The following is a 20483-nucleotide window of genomic DNA, read 5'->3' on the forward strand; positions in this document are numbered from 1 at the left end:
GCTATTTTCTCTTTTTATTTTTTTGATTCTTTTTCCGAATAAAGAATACCAGCAGGAACAGTATGATAACCAGGCAGAAACTGATGAGCGTCCGTGTGAATGATGTTAACTGGTTCGGTTTTTCCGTTTCATTCATTTTCATGCTTTTATCTTTCTTCAGGACGACGCTTTTATCGTCGCCGGCTACGGTTTCATTGCGTGCCGTTTCTATTTTGCTTTGGTATGCTTTTGCTTGTTCCTGTGGCATTTGCTGTGCAATAAACGATTGAAGTTTGCCATTGTCGCAAACAAAGCCACTGCATCCTGCATCATATTTCTTAACCAGTTCGCTATGCAGTTCGGCCAGTCCTTTCAATTGTTCGGGGCTTGCTTTCCAGTATCCTTTGCGTGCCGTTTCCATCATGACAGCCGTAACTTCTTGCAAAGCTGCCGGATTTTCCTTTTCAAAGAAAGATTGGATACCTACGTTCAGTTTATCATTTACAAAGATGTCGTAATACTGGTTCCAGATTTCGTTGTCGATAGCTTTCGGTTTCATTACGTTCCAACCGTAGGTATTACGTATGGTTTCCATCATGGCATTGGCTGCGGAAGCACCTTCTTTTACCTGTTCCTTCATATAGGCCGGGTTGAAGAGGGTAGAGCGGGTTTCCACTCCGATAGCTGTAGTCAAATCCTGCAAGCGGGCTTTATGCCGGTTACGGAGGTCGTTGAAATAAGCATCCGGGTCGTTTCCTGTCAGGTTGCGTACGGTAAGGCTGATACCTCCCATAAACTCATACACATGGTCGAGGCTTAGTGCACCCCACGTATTACTTTGGCGGGGTTGTACAACCGCTTCCGTATTCTGTAGAGCCGCTTCAAAAATGCCTGCCTTGAAATTGCCGAAATCTTTGTCATTGCCATATACGGCACCCATGTTATTCAGGTACACATTGGCTATTTCAGATTCGTTTTCCCACCGGTCGCCGCTTTCCACCATCGCAGTGATGCCTGTTCCGTACATACCGTTGGCACCTCCGAAGACTCTCTGGGTGGCATACTCGCGGGCTTCTTTAGGGCTGAATCCCTTATCCAAAAGAAGGCGTTCCGCATCATTTCTTCCTTTGGCAACGAAGTTGTCGCCGTTATCTTCCGCACTGGCAGCCATATCCACCGCTTTTTGTATCAGCGTAAGGCGGGAGGCGGCAACATCACGGAACTGGCCGGAAGTCTGTATGACGACATCTACACGCGGGCGTCCTAACTCTTTCACATCAATCAAACGGATATCCAATACACGGTTGAACTGGTCGCGTACCGGTTCAACCCCCAGCAGGTACAGGATTTGTGCAATGGTAGCACCTTCACTTTCGATGAAGCTGCCGGACCAGAGTGTAAAGCTGACCTTCTGGGGTGTTTTGCCTCCATGTGCCTTGGCATGTGCAGCCAGCAAACTGTTTGCCAGTTCTTTTCCTTTCTCCCAGGCGGCAGGCGTGGGAGTAGCTTCCGCGTTGATACCGTATAAATTGCGTCCTGTCGGCAATACATTCGGGTCGGCAATCACGTCTCCTCCGGGAGTCGGCGCTACATAGTGACCATTCAATGCGTTAACAAAAGCATCCAGCTCGGATTTCGGACTGTTGCGTAAGTAGTCGCGGTAAGTATTTACATTTTGGATGGCCTGACGGATATTCAGGACTGCATCGGCAAACACGATATCTTCCTTGCTGACACTATCCATCTGTTGGGAAGCGCCGCTCATTCCGTCGGCAGGTTTCTTCCGGGTGGTTGTATCCTTGACTTGCTGTGCATCTTTTTCAAGCATCTTTTTTACAGCATCCGGCATCTTGCCAGTCTTTGGAATACCGGCAGGATGTCCATGCCCTTTGATGGCAGGTTTCTTTCCTTCTTTAGCGTCTTTCTGCATTTTTTGCATCATGGCAGCCATCATCCGGTTCATTTTGGGTTCGGATGCTTTCTTTATTCTCTCCGCTTTCGCTACCGTTTCGTTCGAAACGCCGAGGCTTGCCAGCAGCGAAGGGTCGTTGGCGAGAGACGGATTTTCTATTACACGCTTCACGGCAGCTTGTGCTTTTGTACGGTAGCGTTCGTTGAAGAATGCCTGGCTCTCAATCTCTTTTTGTGTTACTTTATGTTGTACTTTATCGAGGTTGGCAAGGCTGAAGGCAATCGGCTCCGTGCACATCAGCTTGACGGAAGATGTGATTTTGCTTTCTTCATAAGGAACACCCAGTGTATAGACACCCCCTGTAATCTTTTCGCTACAAAGCTCTTCGGCGAAGTTCTCTATTTTCTCGATGGCTTCGTCGGAATAGGCTACCGTGCGGATACTGTCCAGTTGCAGGTCGCGGTGCAAGCCCATGTGAATGGTTTGATTCTTGATTTTGAGGTTTAGCGCTTCATCGCGGATATCGGTAGCCAGATAGCGTTTGATATCATTTAATAAACCGTTGACTTCACTTCTCAATCCGGTTTCCATAAACGGGGGAGTCAGATGGCTGATAGTTACCGCATAACTGCGTCGTTTGGCAATCAATGCTTCACCTACGTCACTGATAGTATAGAGGTAGAAGTGGGGAAACGAACCGACCAGGCGGTCTGTCCAGTCCTCAGAAGAAAGCGCCACTTGTTTGCCGGGAATAAATTCCAGGCTACCGTGTGTTCCGAAATGTATCAGGGCATCAGCCTGGAAATCTTTTTGTGTCCATAAATAAGATGCAATATAATGGTGAGGGGGAACTTCGTTGGAACCATGTACGGCGGCAAAAGAGTTTTCACCCGTACCTTGTGTGGGCTGGGGAAGTAATACCACATTACCTAAATCGATACGGGTAACAGCTATTTCATTGATACCGTTTTCTTCTTTCGTGTAAAAGTCTCCCAAATGATTCCCGTGGCGCTTCGTCAGCGTATCCAGCATGGCAGGTGTCAGTATATCTTCCAGCCAGCCATAATATGCCGGTTCGGCAACCCATGCCGGATAACCGGATTCAAGGTATTTCTTTATGTTGCCTTCGGCATAATGGTTGAAAACGGGACCTTGTTCCATCAGCATTTTCTCAAATTTCGCTTCGCTATCCGGCAGGTTGGAGACATCGTATCCTTCCGCTTTCAACCTTTTCAGGAAATTGTAAAGAGACGGGGTCACTTCCAGTCCGGCAGCGGTCAGCGCATTTTTGCCCGGTCCTTTGTAGTAGTAGATGGCTATCTTTTTATCCTTATTTGGCAAGGTCTGGAGTTTCAGGTAATTGGCTACCGTATTGCTGAATTGTTCCAGCCTGCCCGGAATGTTTTTGAACAGATACAGTCCGTCTTCGTCGATGAATTGTGCATTCAGGGCAAACGGGGCAAATCCTCCGTCCAATTCAGGAGTTACGATGCTCTGGCTCATAAAACCGCCCGACATGCCTTTCTTGTCGGCCATCCAGTTATCGTATGTATCATTGATTGTGATGGGGCAGAACATCGGGATATTTTCCTGCTTCAACCATTCCACAGCTTTTTCGCCTTGTCCCATCAACAAGCGTCCGTGAGGCATATAGATAACGGCTGCCGGATGTATTTCCTGTAATATTTCAAGGCGTTTGGCAAATGACGAAATCGGGTATACATTCATATTCCGTTGTTCCAGACTGCATATCAGGGAGTCCAGATGGTCTTTGTTCGTATCGAACGGACCAGCCATCCCGACCATCAGGGCTACTTTGGGGGCGCCTTTCTTATAGAAGCCTTTTTCCTTATAATACTTTTCAAAAGCATCTACGGTTTCGAATATTTGTTCGTCGTCCAGATGAAACAGCACGTCGGAACTGATTTCTACAGGTTCTTTAATTTCTCCTGTGAAGAATTTCTTACCGGTCAGGTCTTTCCGGATATAGTTGAACAGGCTGCGGTAGTTAACCGAACCTCCGTTCGACAGATAATCTCCTGTCTTTTTCTCCTGTAGGGAATCGAGACTGCATATCTTGTTCATCGGGTCGGTTGCCGCTGTCGAGATGATAGGAATATTCTTTTCTTTAAGCTGTTCCAGCAGCGCACGGTGTTCATCCGTCATACGGATACCCATGGCGAAAACCAATATGGCATCGTAGTCTCCCAGTTTGTTGAAATCATCAAGGCCCACTTGTTCCAGCTTGATAAAATTGTTGTCTAAAGATTTACTCATGCGGGCCACCTGATAGTTAGGGAAGTTGACCAGCGCGACCTTGGTCGTCCCGGCCACTCCGTTCCAGATGATCCAGATGATGATAAGAAGGAGAAGTGTACCTCCTAATAAAATTTTCTTTCTCATATTATATCGCTAATTTTTTATCATTTAAAATATTTCGTCAATGTCGATGGATATCCCGGCCATAAAAGTCGTTCCCGGAGAAATAGGGGAATTGGCTGCATACACCTTCGGTTGGTAGTTGAAGATATTGTCGACACTCAACTGGAGCATATATGCTTTGTATATGCGTTGGGAAAGGACTATTTTCCACATCTGATATCCCGGATAATGGACAAAGCTATAGCTGCTGCCCTGTGTATCGTTGGCTTCGTAAGTATCCAGTTTGCTTAGGAAACGTCCGTTCAGGGCTACATTCAGATTGTAGTTTTTACGTGAAAGTTCGTAGTTGACGCCGACAGTGGCGGAATGGGGACGGGTAGAACTTACATTCAATCCGTTTTGTTTCAGGTTCTCATGTACATAGGCATAAGCTGTTTTTACCGTGAAACCATACGGGCATTTTACTGCAATATTCGCATCCAAACCTCCGATTCCGGAATTATCCACATTGGTATATACGGCTGTTTTATCCGTAGAGTTATATACCGTTGTTATTTTCCGGTGGATGTCGTTGTAATAACCTATTACGGATATATTTACACGGTTGCGGGTATATTCCGCAGAAACGCTGAAATTATTGCTAAGCTCCGGTTTCAGGTCAGGATTACCAATGATGCGGAACCATCCCAATCCTCCCATGTCCCAGTTCGTATACATCTCTTTCAGGGAAGGAGCACGGAAACCGCGGGAGTATGAAGCACGCAGGGTAAAAGGTTTCAGCTTATACATAAGCGATGCACTCGGACTGAAATGTGCTCCGAACGAAGAGTAACAGTCCATACGTAAGCCGTATACAACATTGAATTTTTTTGTTATATTATAGTCGTGCTGTGCGTACAGAATGTAGTCGTTGGTCGAGTAGGTATCTCCACTGAACTGGTATGACATCAACTCGTCCCTGAAAAATTCGGCACCTCCGATCAGCGTACTCCCTTCGGTGAAAGAGTGGGTGTATTGTGCCCGTGCTGTCTGCTGTGTATTCCGGTAGTTAAGCGTATCCATATCTTTTTTGATGTACCGGTCGTACTTGTTATACCGGTCGAACAGGTAAGAAACATCCAGGTTCTGCTTCTCGGATATGTTATAATTCATCCGGAGGCTTCCGTTAAAGTTACGGTAGCGGTCTTTTACATTTTCTTCGTAATTGTCTACATCCCGGAAATAGAATCCTCCTTTTCCTGTCAGTGTTATTTTTTTATTGACAGTCCAGGTTAGTTTCTCGTTCACATTATAGTCGTGCCCACCGTTTACCGGAGAGGATTTGCCTGTCGTATCGGTCAGCAGGTAGGTATCTTTGTTTTTGTAATTTACGGAGGTCAAACTGCTGATGTTTTGTTTTTTCAGTCCGATTGTTGCTCCGTAGCGCTGTTCATTTTTACTTCCGTAATTGCCATAAACATTCACGCTATACGGTTTATCCGCATTTTTTGTGATGATATTTACAACTCCTCCGATTGCATTGGAACCATACAGGGCGGAAGCTGTACCTTTTACGATTTCGATACGTTCTATTTCGGAAGCATTCAGGCGGTTATAATCCACATTATTCAGCGTTTCGCCCGCCATACGTTCTCCATCTATCAGGAACAGGATATATTTGCCGCTCATACCCTGGAGGTGGATAGAAGTCTGCCCGTCCATTTCGCGGGTAAATTCCAGCCCCGGTAATTCGGTTTCCAGCAAATCCTGAACGGTAACAGCATTGATACGCTGTATATCCTCTGTTGTAATGACGCGGGTAATAACCGGTGCGTCTTTTAATAGTTTGGGAGTACGAGTGGCCGTCACGGTTACTTCATTCAGGTTCAAAGCATCTTCTTTCAGCTTGAAGTTGATGGTCGTATCCTGATGCAGATAGAAACTTTGCTCAAAGGGAACGAAGCCGGCATATTTTACAATGATGGAGTATTTTCCCGGACGGGGAATGATTAGTTTATACTTCCCGTTTGTATCTGTAGCCACTCCATACGTTGTCCCTTTAATCAGAATATTAGCGTAAGGAAGTGTTTCTCCCTTTTCATCGGTAACAGAACCAAGAACCTGCCGGGGAGGTTCATTCGCCGACAGGTTACTAAATATCAGTGTTGAAGCTAACACCAATAATGCTATTTTCATATAAGATTGAATTTTATTTTACAGGATATACATAGTTGAACGTAAAGACACCCTTGTTTCCTTCCTCATCCATATAATCGGTGAATTTGATTTTAGCATATTCGCCGGATTTGGTTTTAACGATGTAGACAAGGTCTGTCTTGGAGTAAAGTGGCGGCATATTGCTCAGGTCACGCAAAGTAGCTGCGCTTAGCACTTCGTTGACGGAACCGCGTGCATATCCGATGCCGATCTTATCGTCCATCATGCCGCCCATGTCCACGATTAAGCTGTCACTCTTTATGTCTTGTATATAATCGCCTGTCGGGATTGTAGTTACGTTGGATATTTCTTTTTCTGTAGTTGCCAATACGGAACCGCCGTTTGTCTTTTTATCATAGCTGTGGAAAGCTATATCCCAGTCGAAAGTGCTTTCATCTACGTTGGCCGACTGTTCCATCGTTCCTTTGTAGGTCGCTTCGATAGGCCCCATTCCCATAGCCTGCATTGCTTTTACCACAATACTCATCTGCAAGTCGATATTCGAATCGGCTTCAATAGTTCCGGTACAGGAAATGGTATAGCTACCTACTGTCTTATTTTCTGCTTTTAATGTCCATTTGCTTTTTTCAACGGAGACAGTCGCTTCTGTTTCAATATTGCCCATTGATTGATTTCCGCTTTTGAAATCTTTCAGGATTATTTTTACCGTATTCTTATCTATACGGCTGATTTCTAATTTTTGGTTATCGCTGGAACCTTCATTCGTTCCGCCTGAGGGAAGTGTGAGCGAATAGTCAAGCTTTCCATTGTATGTTCCGCCAATCGGTTCAATCTCATGTTCTACAGTGGAACCGTCTGAAAATTTGAAATAAATCCATTTGTCATAGGCTTTGGAATTTACGGTTGCCGTTTTTACATCCTCATTCAGAGGACCTTCCCCTTCGTTATTATTTTTATCACAGGACACTAGTGTCAAAGCACCTGTAAATAAAACAGCTGTTAAATAAAGAACTTTTTTCATTTTGCGTTTGATATTAAAATATAGTTATTTTTATTCAGTTGCAAAGTTCCGGGTTTTGTAGAATGTCTGAAATACCGATAATTGAGTAAAATAAAGCCGTGAATACCTTAAAATAGGTATATCATAATTAAAAAAAATAAGATGAATAGGTTTCGGCTTGCCGTTATGTTGTAGTAGCCTTATATTTCTTAATCCGCGTCTAATAAATTAAATTCCGCTTTATAATAAAAAAGGGAACTGTCTGAAAAAAGACAATTCCCTTTATACTAAGATTTAAATCTTATTCTTTATTTTTTCATCCTTTTTCAGGCGTGCATTACCAACAATGGGGTATCGGTGTGGAATAACATCTTTCGTGCAATGCTCGGGTTGAACATTCTTGCCAATATATTCCTGCGATAGGTGCTTAATGCAATAATTTCAATCTGATTATCTCTTACAAACTTCTCGATTGCCAGCAATAGATCGCCATCAGCCAATACGGTATGGGTAATGTTTGCATCCGGATATTGTTTTTTGAAATATTCGTTTACCCCGGTTAAGCGGATTTCGTTCCATTCATTACGGCTTGTAGAGATATTGAACAGGTGAATATGGAAATTGTACGGTTTGATGATTTCCATAAATTCATCGAAGGCCACTAAATCACGCTGGTTGAAAGAGGTGGCAAATGCAATGTTTTTAGCTTCGCCTAAATCTCCGAACGGAACATTTTCGGGAATGGCAAGAATCGGAACCTTATTTACTTCAATTACTTCACCCGTTACACTACCAATCAGGTCCATATCCTTCTGGCTTTTACCGCGGGTACCCATGACTATCAGGGTAGGGTGATATTCCTTGCTGTAAGCAATAATTTCTTCTTCAGGCAATCCTTCACGAAGAACGTAATTGTATTTTACTTTAGGCAGTTCGCCGGATTTCATTTTCCGGTTGATATGGGTACAGATATTTTCCATATCCACATGAACCCGTTTCAATATATTCTGTACGGTTTCTTCTTCACCAATCTGGTAAGTCAGGGTATCACCCATTGGAATGGCGGATGGGAAATAGGGACTGAAATAGGCATGCATAATCATTACTTCGGCGCCAATCTTATGTGCATGATTGATACCGAGTTCGCATGCTTTGATTGAGTAGTCGGAGAAGTCTACCGGAATAAGGACTTTCTTAATCTGGTTGCTCTTGTCTTCCTCTTCTTCTTTTTCCTCACTGAACCATTTGCTGTCTTCTATGATACGCAATGCGTGAGGCAGATCACTTTCTTTAATACGCACACGTACTCCTGCCGAAACAACCGGCTGGATTTGGTTTACATTATGTATGTATACCTCAATTCCTTCTGTTTCAAGTAATGTTTTGAGAATTTGAGCTTTCTCGAACGTGTGAATCGCTAACGTTACTAATTTATCTTCCATATGCGTGTGTTTTTATTAATGAAACAATCGGAAATACCAATAAGTTGATTAAAACAAAAAATCCCACAGCAACTATTTAATTTTAGCTATGGGATTTTCCTGTAATGTTGAATTTCTTTACGCTTGCTGTGCTTCTTCAGATACAGGATTTTTCTCTGCCAATATCTGTAAAGCACGGTCAAGTATAGTAGTGTCGTCTAATACAACCAAACCACCGTCTGGTCCTGGTTCTATATGTATCCCACAACTTTTTCCATCTTTATAATTATACCCACCGAAATAATTACGTACTGTTTCAACAGTCAGTCCTAATTCATCAGCAATACGGTGGGTACTTCCGTCAGGCAGACTGTCTTTCAGTCTACGAAGTTCATTGAATGTAATAGTCTTTGCCATGGCTTCATTATTTTGAAGGTTAATATTTTGTTTGTTTTAATGGCACTAACTTAGGTATTAAAAATTACAGGAACAAATTATTTCCGGAAAATAAAGTAAAATGCAAATATGCTTTACGGCATGTAATTTTAACATATTCATTTTCAGTAAACCCGTAAAATCCTTTTACCATTCTTCCTCTTTTTTCTCTATCGGCAGATTATCATGGAAATGCATCGATGCATGTGTACCGTCGCAGAACGGTTTATTGGAGGACTGACCGCAGCGGCATAAAGTAACTCTGTTTCTGATTTCATAACTTTTTCCGTCCGCACTTTCGATCCGTATGCCGCCTTTTACCCAGATTGGTCCGCTTACTTTGATTCCCGGATCTTCTATAAGGCCGATAGACGGTTTGAAAGGAGGTTCGAATACTTTATCCGTTTGTTTGTCCCATACAACCAGCCGACCGGACGGACAGTGTCCTACCTCATGTCTGACAAGTTCTTTTTCCTCTTCGGTGCGGGCTCTTTCCACAATATTCCATACACGGCCATACGCGTCGCAGAAACGGGCGAATGCACAATACTTTTCGTTATCGGCAAGCAATAGGGCAGGTCCTTCTATTTCTTCGGCTTTTTCCAGCAGGGGGCGTTTGCTGCTTGTTTCCTTAGGTTCCCAATCGACATGAACATGCGAACCGTCGCAAAAGGGTTTATGATTCGAACATCCGCAACGGCAGAGTGCTACCGGGTTGGCGGAGTTGTCGAACGAAGTTCCTTTGCGGTAAACCCAGGAAGAGCCTTCTTTGTTAGGAACTATGATTTCCTGGTCGATGGGAGGGTTGCCATAAACAAGATACGGACCGTCGGGAGTAATTTTGATATAAAAGGTATCGGGGGCCGGAGTTGACCCTACTTCTGTCAGTTTTTGTTCGTTTTTAGCCATGATGATTATGTTTAAGATTGTTATTAAGTAAACAAATCCTGTTCTTTATTAGTTCACGGATAATTCTTGTTTATCTGTTGTTTAAGAGCGATTTGCCAGGGAATTGAAAAAGTTCGAGCCTCGTCAAACAACAGTCCGGCGAGGCTCGAATGAAAAGTACTCCGGATGGTTTTGGTTGATTTCCGGAGAAAGGTAAAAGTAGTATTTTAGAGGTAAGGTATAATAGTTATATAAATACCCGTAATAATAGCAGAGGTGATAACCCCTGAAATGTTAGCGCCCAGTGCGTCTCCTAAAATAAAGGAGTCCGGATTTTCTTTGCTTACCAGCTTTTGGGCAACTTTAGCCGTTGTCGGCACACAGCTTACCGCAGCGATACCGATAACTGGGTTATAGTTTCCACGCTTGATGAAATACATGATGTAACCGCCCATAATACCGCCGATACCGGATAATAACAAGGCTGTAACACCTAATACCAGTAATTTCAGGATTTTCGGGTCGAGCAACAGTTTGGCATCACAAAGTACGCCCAGCAACAGACCTAACATAAATGTGGAACCGTATAATAACGGGCCGCTTACAAAATCATAAATATGTTTCATTCCGGATTCGCGGACAGCCACACCCAGAAACAAAGAGAAGAACAGGGGAGATGCTACCGGGAAAAGGAAACATAACACAGCACAAAGGATCACTGAGAATGCCAGTTTTACTTTTGCATCATAGTTCTTAGGCGGTTTGGTAGATGTCATTTTGATTGCACGCAAGCGCTGTGGTATCAGAAGTTTAACCAGATAAGGATATCCGCCGTAAGTTAATCCTAAATATAAATAAGCGACGACTGTAATCGGAACAAAGAGATGTTTTGCCAGAACCAGAGAAGTAAATAATACCATCGGTCCATCGGCTCCACCTACCATGGCAACAGATGCGCTTTCATTCAGAGTCAGTCCCAATGCACTGGCTATAGGTAAAGTCAGGAATGTACCCAGTTCGGCACATAAGGCAAGGAAAAGGCTGGCAAAAGGTTTTTGAAGCAGGAAACCTACATCCAGCAGGGTGCCGATTCCCATAAAAACAAAGCAGGCAATCAATCCGTTACTGAATGTGAGTGTGTAGACCGGCTGTAGAAAATCTATCTGCATGGTCGTCATCAAAGCGTCCGTGTCTTCAAGCATCGGGTCGAGGAACAGGTTTCCCAATCCGCCTTCCGGCATAATCAGGGTTCCGCAGTTTATGGCAAGCATACCTAACCCCATCGGTATCATAACCATCGGTTCGAGTACGCCTTTCCATCCTAAATATACAAGCAAGCCTCCGAGGCAAATGAGAAAAACACGGGTGGTAGCCAGTATCCATCCACCGGCAGCCATTGTTCCAAATCCTTGGAACAAACTAAAAAAATCAATATTTTCCATATAAATTCATTCCTTTTCTGTAGAAGGATTATTTTTATCTTCTTTATTTTTCTTCAAAAATTGTTCTTTCTTATGGAGATACATCATGTGCGTATCACGCGGATAATAGTAGTCCATCAGATTGAGCCGTGAGGAGCCGTGGCTAACTCCATGATAGTATCCTCCCTGTTTTTTCTTTAACATGTCGGTATTAATACCACGGCGGAATTCTTCCCGTTCATCTTCCTGGGAAATATTTTCTTCCACGTCGTTAAACCCTAATAATTCTCCGATTTTTGCGCGTAGTTTGTTTATTTTGGAAATCTGAGCCATTTCTTCGTTATGGGAGTGATAATAATCCATTGAATCTGCGCTGATTGCAATAATTTTGATCACGCCGGCTACAAAAAAGCCAATAGCGAAGGTTAGCCCCATCATTTCCAATGTAGAAAGAAGTAGACTTAACATAATTTTATAATTTTAAATTTGTCTGATAGTATAATTACATAACAAAACACAACTATATAAATGTTTTGAATACAATCGGGTTAGACTGACAATTCTTTTCAGTTTTAAAAATAAAGAGGTCTAAAGTAAAATGGGATAAGAATTGCTAAATAACAATTTTTCGTATAGCGTATATCCAGTGTCCGGAACGAATACGAAGTGAAGAACATTCATAAGAGCGGTTTATCGATAATATTTCTGAGGTCTTATTCAGTATTTCCTGTCCTTTCTGATAGAATAGGGTTAATTGTTTTACTGTTTCTTTGATTAATCTCTCGCTGCCTCTGCCCTGTGTTTGGAGTTGGCGGCAATTTGTGAAAATAGCAACGCTTTGTGAGGAAGAAAATTCTTCATTCGTTAACGTATCCTGCTTCGGTTCCTGTTGGAGATGGTTCGTTACCATCATTTCCTGCTGGGAGAAAATATGGGATTCTTCAATAGTTTTACTTTTCTGATTCAAGAAAAACAAGAAGCACAACGATACTATGAATAAAATCTTTCTAATCACGCGGCGAAGGTATGAATAGTTACCGAATAAAAAAGTTTCTGTTGGAAGTTTTTAGGTTAAAAAAAATAACCATTATTTAATCTCCGTGATGCTATGTTTATGCATGCTAAAAAGAACAAACGGTATTCTATGTAAATAAACAATATATTATATAACCCTGTTTCATAGGACATCTAAACAAAAAACTTATGAATTACGGTATTAGTGTTTTATTTAGGGCAATTCCATTGCTTATGGCGTTGTTTTGTTTCGGATACGGATGGTTCGTCACCTCCTACGGAACAGACCCGAACCGGATGGTTGCAGGTCCGGTAGTATTTTCCTTAGGAATGATTTGTATAGCTCTTTTTTCTACTGCGGCAACAATTATCAGGCAACTGATCGGTACATTCGGTTCTGTTAGTAAATATGTACTGCCTGCAGTAGGTTACTTGTCTGCAATCCTAACGGTAATAGGGGGCATATCAGTGATACATGGTTCTGTGAACTCGACTTCATTTGTTGCAGGGCATGTAATATGCGGTGTCGGTTTAATTACGGCATGTGTCGCAACAACGGCAACTTCATCCACCCGCTTCACAATGATTACAGTCAATTCAAAGAAAAGTGATCATGTGATGCCATCCGAGGCTTTTAGCAAAGAGCAGGGCGCACTATTAATAGGGTTGGCAATTCTTTTTTCTTTAATTGCCTGGATATGGGCCTTTGTCCTTTTATCGAAAGGTAATATATATCCGATGTATTTTGTAGCGGGTCATGTGATGGTTGGTCTGGCCTGTATTTGTACGAGCCTTATTGCTTTGGTGGTTACGATTGTCCGGCAGATACAAAACCTGTACTCTTCTTCAGAACGGACATTGTGGCCGGTACTGGTCTTAATCATGGGTTCTCTCTGTATTATTTGGGGAATAATCCTGGCAGCAGGAAGCCTCGACCCCTCTATCGGTTCTACCGGTTATATTATGATTGGATTGGGCCTGGTCTGTTTGAGTATTTCCAGTAAGGTCATATTGCTTTCAAAAATATGGAGGCATGAATTCAAGTTGGCAAACCGTATACCACTGATACCGGTCTTTACTGCATTGACTTGCCTTTTCTTGTCGGCATTCATTTTTGAAATGGGCACATTGCATGGATATAGTTTTGTACCGGCACGGGTTTTAGCCGGATTAGGAGGAATTTGTTTTACATTATTCTCTATCGTCAGTATTCTGGAAAGTGGTACCTCTTCTAAATAGAGGCTGTACCGGCATCTAATAAATAATGAATCCGATAGCTGTCGAGCTAAGATTTTATGAATGGGATGGTTCAAAAAGAGCCATCTCTGTTTTTAAGAAAAGATATTCCGTTATTTATACTATCTGTATCGTATATCCCTTTGGAGTATCTTTACTTCAACTTATATAATTATGGATAGTGACTTTATAAAACTAGATATTTCAAAGGATTTCGTTGTACGGGATAAAGCAGGCAAAGAGGAGTTAACTAAATATTGTTTTATCCTTTGTAAAATGAGGGCAGGGGGATTTTTCCTATGTACAAAAGGCACTATCCGGATAAAAATCAATTTAGGGTTGTTTACGATTCAACCGAATGATTTTATAACTTTATTACCCAATACTTTTTTTTATGTATCCGAGCTCTCGGATGATGCAGAAGTTTCCTTTGCCGCATTTTCATCCCGTTTTTTGGAGGGTACCAATTATATTAAAACAATATCGAGCCTCATACTTAATCTTACGAGGAATCCGGTTATACATTTATCGGATGATATTATAGATGTGTACAGAATATTTTTTCAGTTGCTTGCCAAGACTCAGAACGAACCGGGTTCCATCCTGTTTGAGGATTGCATGTGTTCTGTACAGGATATATTGTATAAAGGGGTTATTAATATGTATAAAAAGTATAGCACCTGGAAGGAGCCTGTGATGAACCGGGAAAAAGAGATTGTACATGAATTTATACAACTTGTCTGGATGAATTATACGCATGAGCATAAGGTCTCTTTTTATACAGCACGACTCCGTATCTCTTTTCCTCATTTTTGTTTTGTGATTAAAAAGGTGACGGGAATGACGCCTCGGGACATTATTGCCACAGTTATTATATCCGACGCGAAAGTACAGTTGAGGTCGACCACATCATCAATAAAAGAGATTGCAATAAATCTGGGTTACCATAATGTATCCTTTTTTGATAAATATTTTAGGCGGTATGTAGGTATGACTCCTTTGGAATATCGAAATACGAAGTAAAGGTAAACAAATTTATAGGGTTATGGAAGATATAAATACAGATGAAATAGCAGGAGTTCATTCAGTTTCAATGACAGAAACGGATTTGGAAAATTTACGGTCATGTACATTAAGGGATTGTGTGATTGTCCTAAAGGCAGACGGTACGATAGATTTTATTAATCCTCAGGCGCAAGAGGAACTTTACATATCGGATGCCAAGGTTGTAGGCATGCATTATAGTTCATTCTTCATTCTTAAGTATAAAGAGTATGATTGTTTTCCGGAGGTTTTGGCTTCCCTGAAAGATAAAGCCGGTTTTATACAATATCAGAATGATTTATTTATACATTGCCTGAAAAATGGAAGCCGTTTTCCTGCTATCTGTAAAATAACAGGGTTGTTTGATCAGGGATGCCTGAAGAAAATTGTTATTTTATTCCTCAATATAAAAGAGGAACGGATGCAGTCTTATTTTTTAAATATGACACTTAACTCTACAAAAATATTCCCCTGGTTCTATGATATGGAGCGTTCTGTTTATGTTATGACTCCTGAATATTTTACCTATTTGAAACTTCCTAACGACCATCATAATGAATTGACCGCAGAAGAGTTTGTCGATTTGGTATTTCCTGATGACCGTGAATCCTTGTTTTCCGCTTTATCCGATCAGATGGGAGGCGATTTGTATACAGCTCCGGTTTCTTTTCGACTTCGTCGTGGGGATGGTACCTACGAGTGGATGGAAGGACGTTCCACTTATCTGGCGCAGGAGGTGTCCGGGCTTCCTTACCGGATTGTGGGTATCGTTATGAGTATCCAGAAAATGAAGGATAAAGAAGAGGAAGTGGCTGTTGCCAAACGGAATGATGCCCAAAAGAGTGCATTTCTTGCTAATATGAGCCATGAGATACGTACTCCGCTGAATTCGATTGTCGGTTTCTCCATGTTATTACGTGATATTGAAGGTTTGGAAAAGAATGAAATAGTCGAATTTGTGGATATCATCAATAAAAATTGCGAACTTCTTTTAAGCCTGATAAATGACATACTGGATATATCCAAAATCGAAGCCGGAACAATGGAATTCCGTTATTCCGAGCAATCTTTAAATAAATTATTGGATGATATTTATGTCTCCCAGCAATTGAATATGCCGCCAGGTGTTGAACTTAAGTTGGAATTAGCCGAAAAGGATAAGATAATTTTTATAGATCCCGTTCGTTTGAAACAGGTGATTAATAACCTGATAAACAATGCAGTTAAGTTTACAAATAGGGGATACATCACATTCGGGTATTTATCTGAAACACCGGGGAACGTGACATTTTTTGTAAAAGATACAGGCAAGGGGATTTCGGAAGAAGACCAGAAACATATATTTGACCGCTTTTATAAGATAGACCATTTTTCACAGGGAGCCGGTTTAGGACTTGCTATTTGCCGGACTATTGTGGAGTATTTTCATGGAACGATCCATATAGAATCAAAAAAGGGAGTGGGGACTTGTTTTAAAATAGTGATACCGGAAAAGCTATAATTATTATTTTTGTACATAAAAAGATTTTGTATGTACAAAGATAAGTAAACAGTGGCCTGTACCTATGAGTAAAATCAAATCGGAGGGACTTTCTGCCATTTTTAAATCAACCTTTTTTATCGCATATCAATAGAAAAGGTAGTGCCTGGTTCAAAGTCTATTTGCCTGGGCACACCTTACATGGTATATTTCTACAGGTCTATTTATATTCCGAACAGGAATGCAAGCGGTTTGCTGGTTTGAAACTTGCCGGCTGCATTTCCTGCATATATCTCTCCGTTTGTCAATGTCAGTTTCTTGACCGGTGCGCCGGCATTGAAGTCTAAATCTTTAAAATTAATCCAGAAAATGTCCGGGCTTAAGGTCGATTCGAAATAATACACTTTATTCTTTTGGTCTGCCACTGTACGCCAACGGGTGGATGCAATATTCGGTTGTTCCGGAATGGATATTCCTAACGGAACAGATACATTTCTCATGACACTGAATACGCCGGCTACAGCTTGCCGGTAATCGGATGTCTGTGGAAGAGCTTGAATATAGAAGGAAGCACGGACAAAGCGGTCTGATGCACGGTTTGTTCCCGGCAGCATTACCAGACCACCGATTTGTTTCCAATACTCATTTAGTGTCAGTTGTTTCTCGTAGGTAGGGGAATTTGTCATAATCTGGCATTCTCTGCCTTCATGAATAATCAGATTCCCATCGATATATTCGAATATGGCACTGTTCCCGGTTGCGTCGGAAATAGAAAGATGCAGGGTCGATTTGGAACCATTAGGTAAATCCGGCGCATCTATCCGGAATAAGTCTTTACTGAGTTCTTGCACAGCTTCATCTACAGTGGCAAAATTATCCAGTACATATTGTGTCCAGATACTTATCCCCATGACCGGACGGTTATCATTGGAGCGGTCATAACGTGATTCTGTAAGGAAGAGCAGGTTCGCTACCAGCCCTTTTTCATTCATGCCGTCGCATACTCCTATATCATATCCAGCCGTCGCCACACTCCCGTATTTGGAAGTCCATTTGATAGTATTGTTTGTATTTCCGGCTTGCTTTTGTATTCCTCTGGGAAAAAGATAGATATTGGATTGAGGATCTTCTTTCCAGTCCATTGTTCTTCCTGTAACAATCATATTATCAGGTCCCAGATAGACCGCCCGTGTACAAGCTTTGTTTTGTTCGGGAATAGCAACTAAAAAGATAGTAGCCAAAACTGTAACCAATAAACCCCTTGTTATCATATGAATGATTTTTTGTTTAAGAATACCTATATAACAAGGGGTTTAGAGAATATGTTTAATTTGTGTCCAGAAGTTCTGATTCTTTAATGCGTGATCCCCAAAGGGCATAGTAAAGCATTACCAATTCGCATATAATAACCAGTATCCATGTCCATTGCCATGAACCGAAAAGGTCGGCTAAAGCTCCTTGTATTACAGGGAAGACAGCACCACCGAAAACACCCATCATGAAGACCCCGGATGCTTTGGATGTATATTTCTTCAATCCTTTTATGGCAAGTGTAAAAATACATCCCCACATAACAGAGTGGAATAGTCCGATAGCCACCAGTACCCACAAATTATGTGTAAGGATACCGACTACTGCAAATACTGTTGCTAAGACAGTCGTTACTGTCAACTGGATACGTGGGGATATATTGGTTATCATGCTGGATATAATACGCCCAACCATCAATCCTCCCCAATACAATGTGGCCAGTAATGCCGGAATGCCTAAATCATATCCCCACAGCATTAAATGTTTATTCCCGAGAAACGATAATCCTTGTCCGGACAGTTCCAGTTCTTGTGCATGCAAATTGATATTAACCCCGATGGAAACTTCGGCACCTACATAAAAGAAGATGGCAATTACACCTAACTTTAAATGCCTGAACGACCAGATGCTGCGTTCCAATGTTTCATCTCCGGAGGTTTTAGTGCCTTGCAGGTCCGGTAACGACAGCCGTTGTGTGATAAAGGCAGTCAGGGCGATAAATGTAGCCAGTAAAATAAAAGGGAACATCAGTTGGCGCACATGAACTTCCTCTATCGGTACTCCGCGGAACATCACTCCCGTTACGAAGAACGGGGCAATCGTGGTTCCGAAGGAATTAAAGGCACAGACTATGTTCATGCGCTGTACAGGCTGTGTACCCGGTACATCATAAGCTGCCACATAGGGATTAATAACTACTTGCAAAAGAGTCGCCGAAGTACCCATCAGGTAGGAACCGCATAGAAACATGAAGTATCCGTAAGGAATTTGTGCCGAGGCGATTCTGACGTAGTAATCCGGATAGTTTACAGTGAACCATGAGGAGAAAAAGAAAACCATGAGTCCGGCAACCATTATACCTAATGCGCGCAACAATGTTTTCTTATATCCATAGGCATTGATCCATTTGCCGCCAAGTGTCCCGTTTAATAAATAAGCCAGAAAAAAGAAAAAGGATATAAGGGTGATGAACGTATTTTTCAGTTCACCGGCATTATCCAGAAAAGCTATTTTCAGCGGGGCCTGGCATTGTCCGTTTACCGTAGTCAGGAAACCGACGATGAAATAGATAAATATTAATACGATAAACGGTCCGAGTGTATACGTCTGTTGTGTTTTCATGCTCGTACAAGTCTTTTTAGAGGATACTTTCGAGAGTTGCCATAGTGCCTTTCCGTTCAATGTCATCTACCATTTTCAAGAATAAGGAAACGAATGCTTCGCTTTTCTGAAGGTCGGTACTGCGGAATGGGGAGATTTTAAGGAAATCAACCGGTTGGGATGCTATTAGCTGGTAATCTTCATCGGTGAGCCATGGATCGTTTATTTCATAAGATGCTCCGTGGTCGTCTACCGGGCGGTTTAAATATCGCCGATAGGCGGCAGCCCAGAAGGTAATGCGGGTCAGGTCGGCTTTGTCTGCTATCATCTTTATCAGATTGGGCATGATATATACGGGCGTTTTGGATGCTCCGTCAAAACAAAGGCGGCTTAACTGGTCGCTTACGCTACGATTTGCAAAACGCTCGATGAGTGTTTGTTTGTATACTTCCAAATCAGTTGTTCCCGGTGCCGGAACATAAGGGGTAATATCTTTGTCCATAAAAGTACGCAAATAGTTGGCAAAACGTTCGTCGCGCATTGCATCGTCCACTTTACGGTAACCGCTAAGGAATGCCGGATAAGAGAGTAAGGTATGGGAAGCATTGAGTAAGCTCAGTTTCATATTTTCATAGGCGGTTACATCATCGGTAAACTCTACACCGACGCGTTCCCATGCCGGGCGTCCGGCTATGAAATTGTCTTCGATTACCCACTGGATGAAATCTTCGCAATAAACCGGAGCTTCATCGTTCGTTCCGTTCTTTTCGTTTAAGCGGGCAATATCATTTGGGGTGACTGCCGGGGTAATACGGTCTACCATCGCATTCGGAAAAGTTACGTTTGTTTCTACCCAGGAGGCGAGTTCCGGGTCTTGTGCTTTGATGAAGGAGGTAAATGCTTTACGGGCTGTATTGCCATTATGCTGGAGGTTATCGCAGGAGAGGATTGTCACAGCTCCGTGTCCGGTTTCTTTACGGCGGCGTAAACCTTCGGCGATATATCCGAATACGGTTTTAGGTGATGCCGGATTCTGTAAATCATGTTGTATGTCCGGATTATCCAGTATGAATTGTCCGCTTGCCTTATCTATATTATATCCGCCTTCAGTAATAGTCAGGGTGATGATGCGGATAGATTTGTCAGCCATTTTGTTTAATATGGCTTCCGAAGATTCTCCCGCCCAGAGTAATTTCACGATAGAACCTATTTGATAGGCTCCATCATGCCCGTCTCGTCCGCATACGGTCAGCGTATAAAGATTATCTTGTTTATGCAGAGCCTGGTATAAACGTTGGTCGTTAGGCAATAAGGCTACTCCACAGATACCCCAGTCCCGCTGGTCTTCATCCTTGAGTAAAAGATGGGTATAAAAAGCCTGGTGTGCACGGTGGAAATTACCTACGCCAATGTGCATGATGCCGGTTTGTACTTGTGTACGGTCGTAACTTACAGGAATAACTGATGTTTTCATGATTGTTAT

At 42.2% G+C, this 20483-nt stretch carries 15 protein-coding genes; 3 read left to right on the plus strand and 12 right to left on the minus strand.

The genetic code is table 11. From position 1 onward, the window contains the following. Position 1: 1 nt before the first annotated feature. The 9 genes from ACGE0T_RS06775 to ACGE0T_RS06815 all read right to left on the minus strand — a co-directional run bounded on the left by ACGE0T_RS06775 (position 2) and on the right by ACGE0T_RS06815 (position 12562). Positions 2–4294 (minus strand): cobaltochelatase subunit CobN, encoded by a 4293-nt coding sequence (locus ACGE0T_RS06775; protein WP_459189771.1) that lies wholly within the window; start codon positions 4292–4294, stop codon positions 2–4. A gap of 24 nt (positions 4295–4318) precedes the next feature. After that, positions 4319–6448 carry a TonB-dependent receptor gene (locus ACGE0T_RS06780; protein WP_459189772.1) on the minus strand — a complete coding sequence of 710 codons (2130 nt, stop codon included), beginning with the start codon at positions 6446–6448 and terminating at the stop codon, positions 4319–4321. A gap of 13 nt (positions 6449–6461) precedes the next feature. Then, positions 6462–7451: an HmuY family protein gene (locus ACGE0T_RS06785; RefSeq protein WP_459189773.1), complete on the minus strand. Its 990-nt coding sequence runs from the start codon at positions 7449–7451 to the stop codon at positions 6462–6464. A gap of 305 nt (positions 7452–7756) precedes the next feature. Continuing rightward, positions 7757–8872 (minus strand): universal stress protein, encoded by a 1116-nt coding sequence (locus tag ACGE0T_RS06790; RefSeq protein WP_459189774.1) that lies wholly within the window; start codon positions 8870–8872, stop codon positions 7757–7759. 117 nt (positions 8873–8989) lie between these two features. Beyond that, entirely contained in the window at positions 8990–9268 is a 279-nt protein-coding gene (locus ACGE0T_RS06795) for a DNA-binding protein (RefSeq protein WP_459189775.1), read from the minus strand. Between the two features lie 165 nt (positions 9269–9433). Beyond that, positions 9434–10195 (minus strand): CDGSH iron-sulfur domain-containing protein, encoded by a 762-nt coding sequence (locus ACGE0T_RS06800; RefSeq protein ID WP_459189776.1) that lies wholly within the window; start codon positions 10193–10195, stop codon positions 9434–9436. Between the two features lie 206 nt (positions 10196–10401). Beyond that, entirely contained in the window at positions 10402–11616 is a 1215-nt protein-coding gene (locus ACGE0T_RS06805; protein WP_459189777.1) for a sodium ion-translocating decarboxylase subunit beta, read from the minus strand. A gap of 6 nt (positions 11617–11622) precedes the next feature. Further along, complete coding sequence (locus ACGE0T_RS06810; protein ID WP_459189778.1) at positions 11623–12063, minus strand: LapA family protein; 441 nt, start codon at positions 12061–12063, stop codon at positions 11623–11625. Between the two features lie 145 nt (positions 12064–12208). Then, positions 12209–12562: a hypothetical protein gene (locus ACGE0T_RS06815; protein WP_459189779.1), complete on the minus strand. Its 354-nt coding sequence runs from the start codon at positions 12560–12562 to the stop codon at positions 12209–12211. Between the two features lie 236 nt (positions 12563–12798). Here ACGE0T_RS06815 and ACGE0T_RS06820 point away from each other — a divergent pair, with 236 nt between their 5' ends. The 3 genes from ACGE0T_RS06820 to ACGE0T_RS06830 all read left to right on the plus strand — a co-directional run bounded on the left by ACGE0T_RS06820 (position 12799) and on the right by ACGE0T_RS06830 (position 16390). Next, complete coding sequence (locus ACGE0T_RS06820; RefSeq protein WP_459189780.1) at positions 12799–13848, plus strand: DUF2776 family protein; 1050 nt, start codon at positions 12799–12801, stop codon at positions 13846–13848. A 171-nt stretch (positions 13849–14019) separates the two neighbouring features. Then, entirely contained in the window at positions 14020–14868 is an 849-nt protein-coding gene (locus tag ACGE0T_RS06825) for a helix-turn-helix domain-containing protein (protein ID WP_459189781.1), read from the plus strand. A 22-nt stretch (positions 14869–14890) separates the two neighbouring features. Beyond that, the gene (locus ACGE0T_RS06830; protein WP_459189782.1) at positions 14891–16390 is read left to right on the plus strand and encodes a sensor histidine kinase; all 1500 of its coding nucleotides are present in this window, start codon (positions 14891–14893) and stop codon (positions 16388–16390) included. A gap of 203 nt (positions 16391–16593) precedes the next feature. On the opposite strand, the gene ACGE0T_RS06835 is transcribed toward ACGE0T_RS06830, so the two are convergent. From ACGE0T_RS06835 to ACGE0T_RS06845, 3 genes are read right to left on the minus strand one after another with little or no spacing between them, the layout of a single operon-like run. After that, positions 16594–17640 carry a linear amide C-N hydrolase gene (locus ACGE0T_RS06835; protein ID WP_459189783.1) on the minus strand — a complete coding sequence of 349 codons (1047 nt, stop codon included), beginning with the start codon at positions 17638–17640 and terminating at the stop codon, positions 16594–16596. A gap of 55 nt (positions 17641–17695) precedes the next feature. Next, entirely contained in the window at positions 17696–19021 is a 1326-nt protein-coding gene (locus ACGE0T_RS06840; RefSeq protein ID WP_459189784.1) for an MFS transporter, read from the minus strand. A gap of 16 nt (positions 19022–19037) precedes the next feature. Then, positions 19038–20474 carry a mannitol dehydrogenase family protein gene (locus ACGE0T_RS06845; RefSeq protein WP_459189785.1) on the minus strand — a complete coding sequence of 479 codons (1437 nt, stop codon included), beginning with the start codon at positions 20472–20474 and terminating at the stop codon, positions 19038–19040. Positions 20475–20483 lie beyond the last annotated feature (9 nt).

The sequence above is a fragment of the Parabacteroides sp. APC149_11_2_Y6 genome (genome assembly GCF_054506995.1).

Excerpts from the sequence above, each read along its gene's own strand:
- ACGE0T_RS06785 (WP_459189773.1), bottom strand. The coding sequence starts at position 7,451 with ATGAAAAAAGTTCTTTATTTAACAGCTGTTTTATTTACAGGTGCTTTG.
- ACGE0T_RS06795 (WP_459189775.1), bottom strand. The coding sequence starts at position 9,268 with ATGGCAAAGACTATTACATTCAATGAACTTCGTAGACTGAAAGACAGT.
- ACGE0T_RS06820 (WP_459189780.1), top strand. The coding sequence starts at position 12,799 with ATGAATTACGGTATTAGTGTTTTATTTAGGGCAATTCCATTGCTTATG.
- ACGE0T_RS06810 (WP_459189778.1), bottom strand. The coding sequence starts at position 12,063 with ATGTTAAGTCTACTTCTTTCTACATTGGAAATGATGGGGCTAACCTTC.
- ACGE0T_RS06780 (WP_459189772.1), bottom strand. The coding sequence starts at position 6,448 with ATGAAAATAGCATTATTGGTGTTAGCTTCAACACTGATATTTAGTAAC.
- ACGE0T_RS06840 (WP_459189784.1), bottom strand. The coding sequence starts at position 19,021 with ATGAAAACACAACAGACGTATACACTCGGACCGTTTATCGTATTAATA.
- ACGE0T_RS06775 (WP_459189771.1), bottom strand. The coding sequence starts at position 4,294 with ATGAGAAAGAAAATTTTATTAGGAGGTACACTTCTCCTTCTTATCATC.
- ACGE0T_RS06845 (WP_459189785.1), bottom strand. The coding sequence starts at position 20,474 with ATGAAAACATCAGTTATTCCTGTAAGTTACGACCGTACACAAGTACAA.
- ACGE0T_RS06830 (WP_459189782.1), top strand. The coding sequence starts at position 14,891 with ATGGAAGATATAAATACAGATGAAATAGCAGGAGTTCATTCAGTTTCA.
- ACGE0T_RS06800 (WP_459189776.1), bottom strand. The coding sequence starts at position 10,195 with ATGGCTAAAAACGAACAAAAACTGACAGAAGTAGGGTCAACTCCGGCC.
- ACGE0T_RS06790 (WP_459189774.1), bottom strand. The coding sequence starts at position 8,872 with ATGGAAGATAAATTAGTAACGTTAGCGATTCACACGTTCGAGAAAGCT.
- ACGE0T_RS06805 (WP_459189777.1), bottom strand. The coding sequence starts at position 11,616 with ATGGAAAATATTGATTTTTTTAGTTTGTTCCAAGGATTTGGAACAATG.
- ACGE0T_RS06835 (WP_459189783.1), bottom strand. The coding sequence starts at position 17,640 with ATGATAACAAGGGGTTTATTGGTTACAGTTTTGGCTACTATCTTTTTA.
- ACGE0T_RS06825 (WP_459189781.1), top strand. The coding sequence starts at position 14,020 with ATGGATAGTGACTTTATAAAACTAGATATTTCAAAGGATTTCGTTGTA.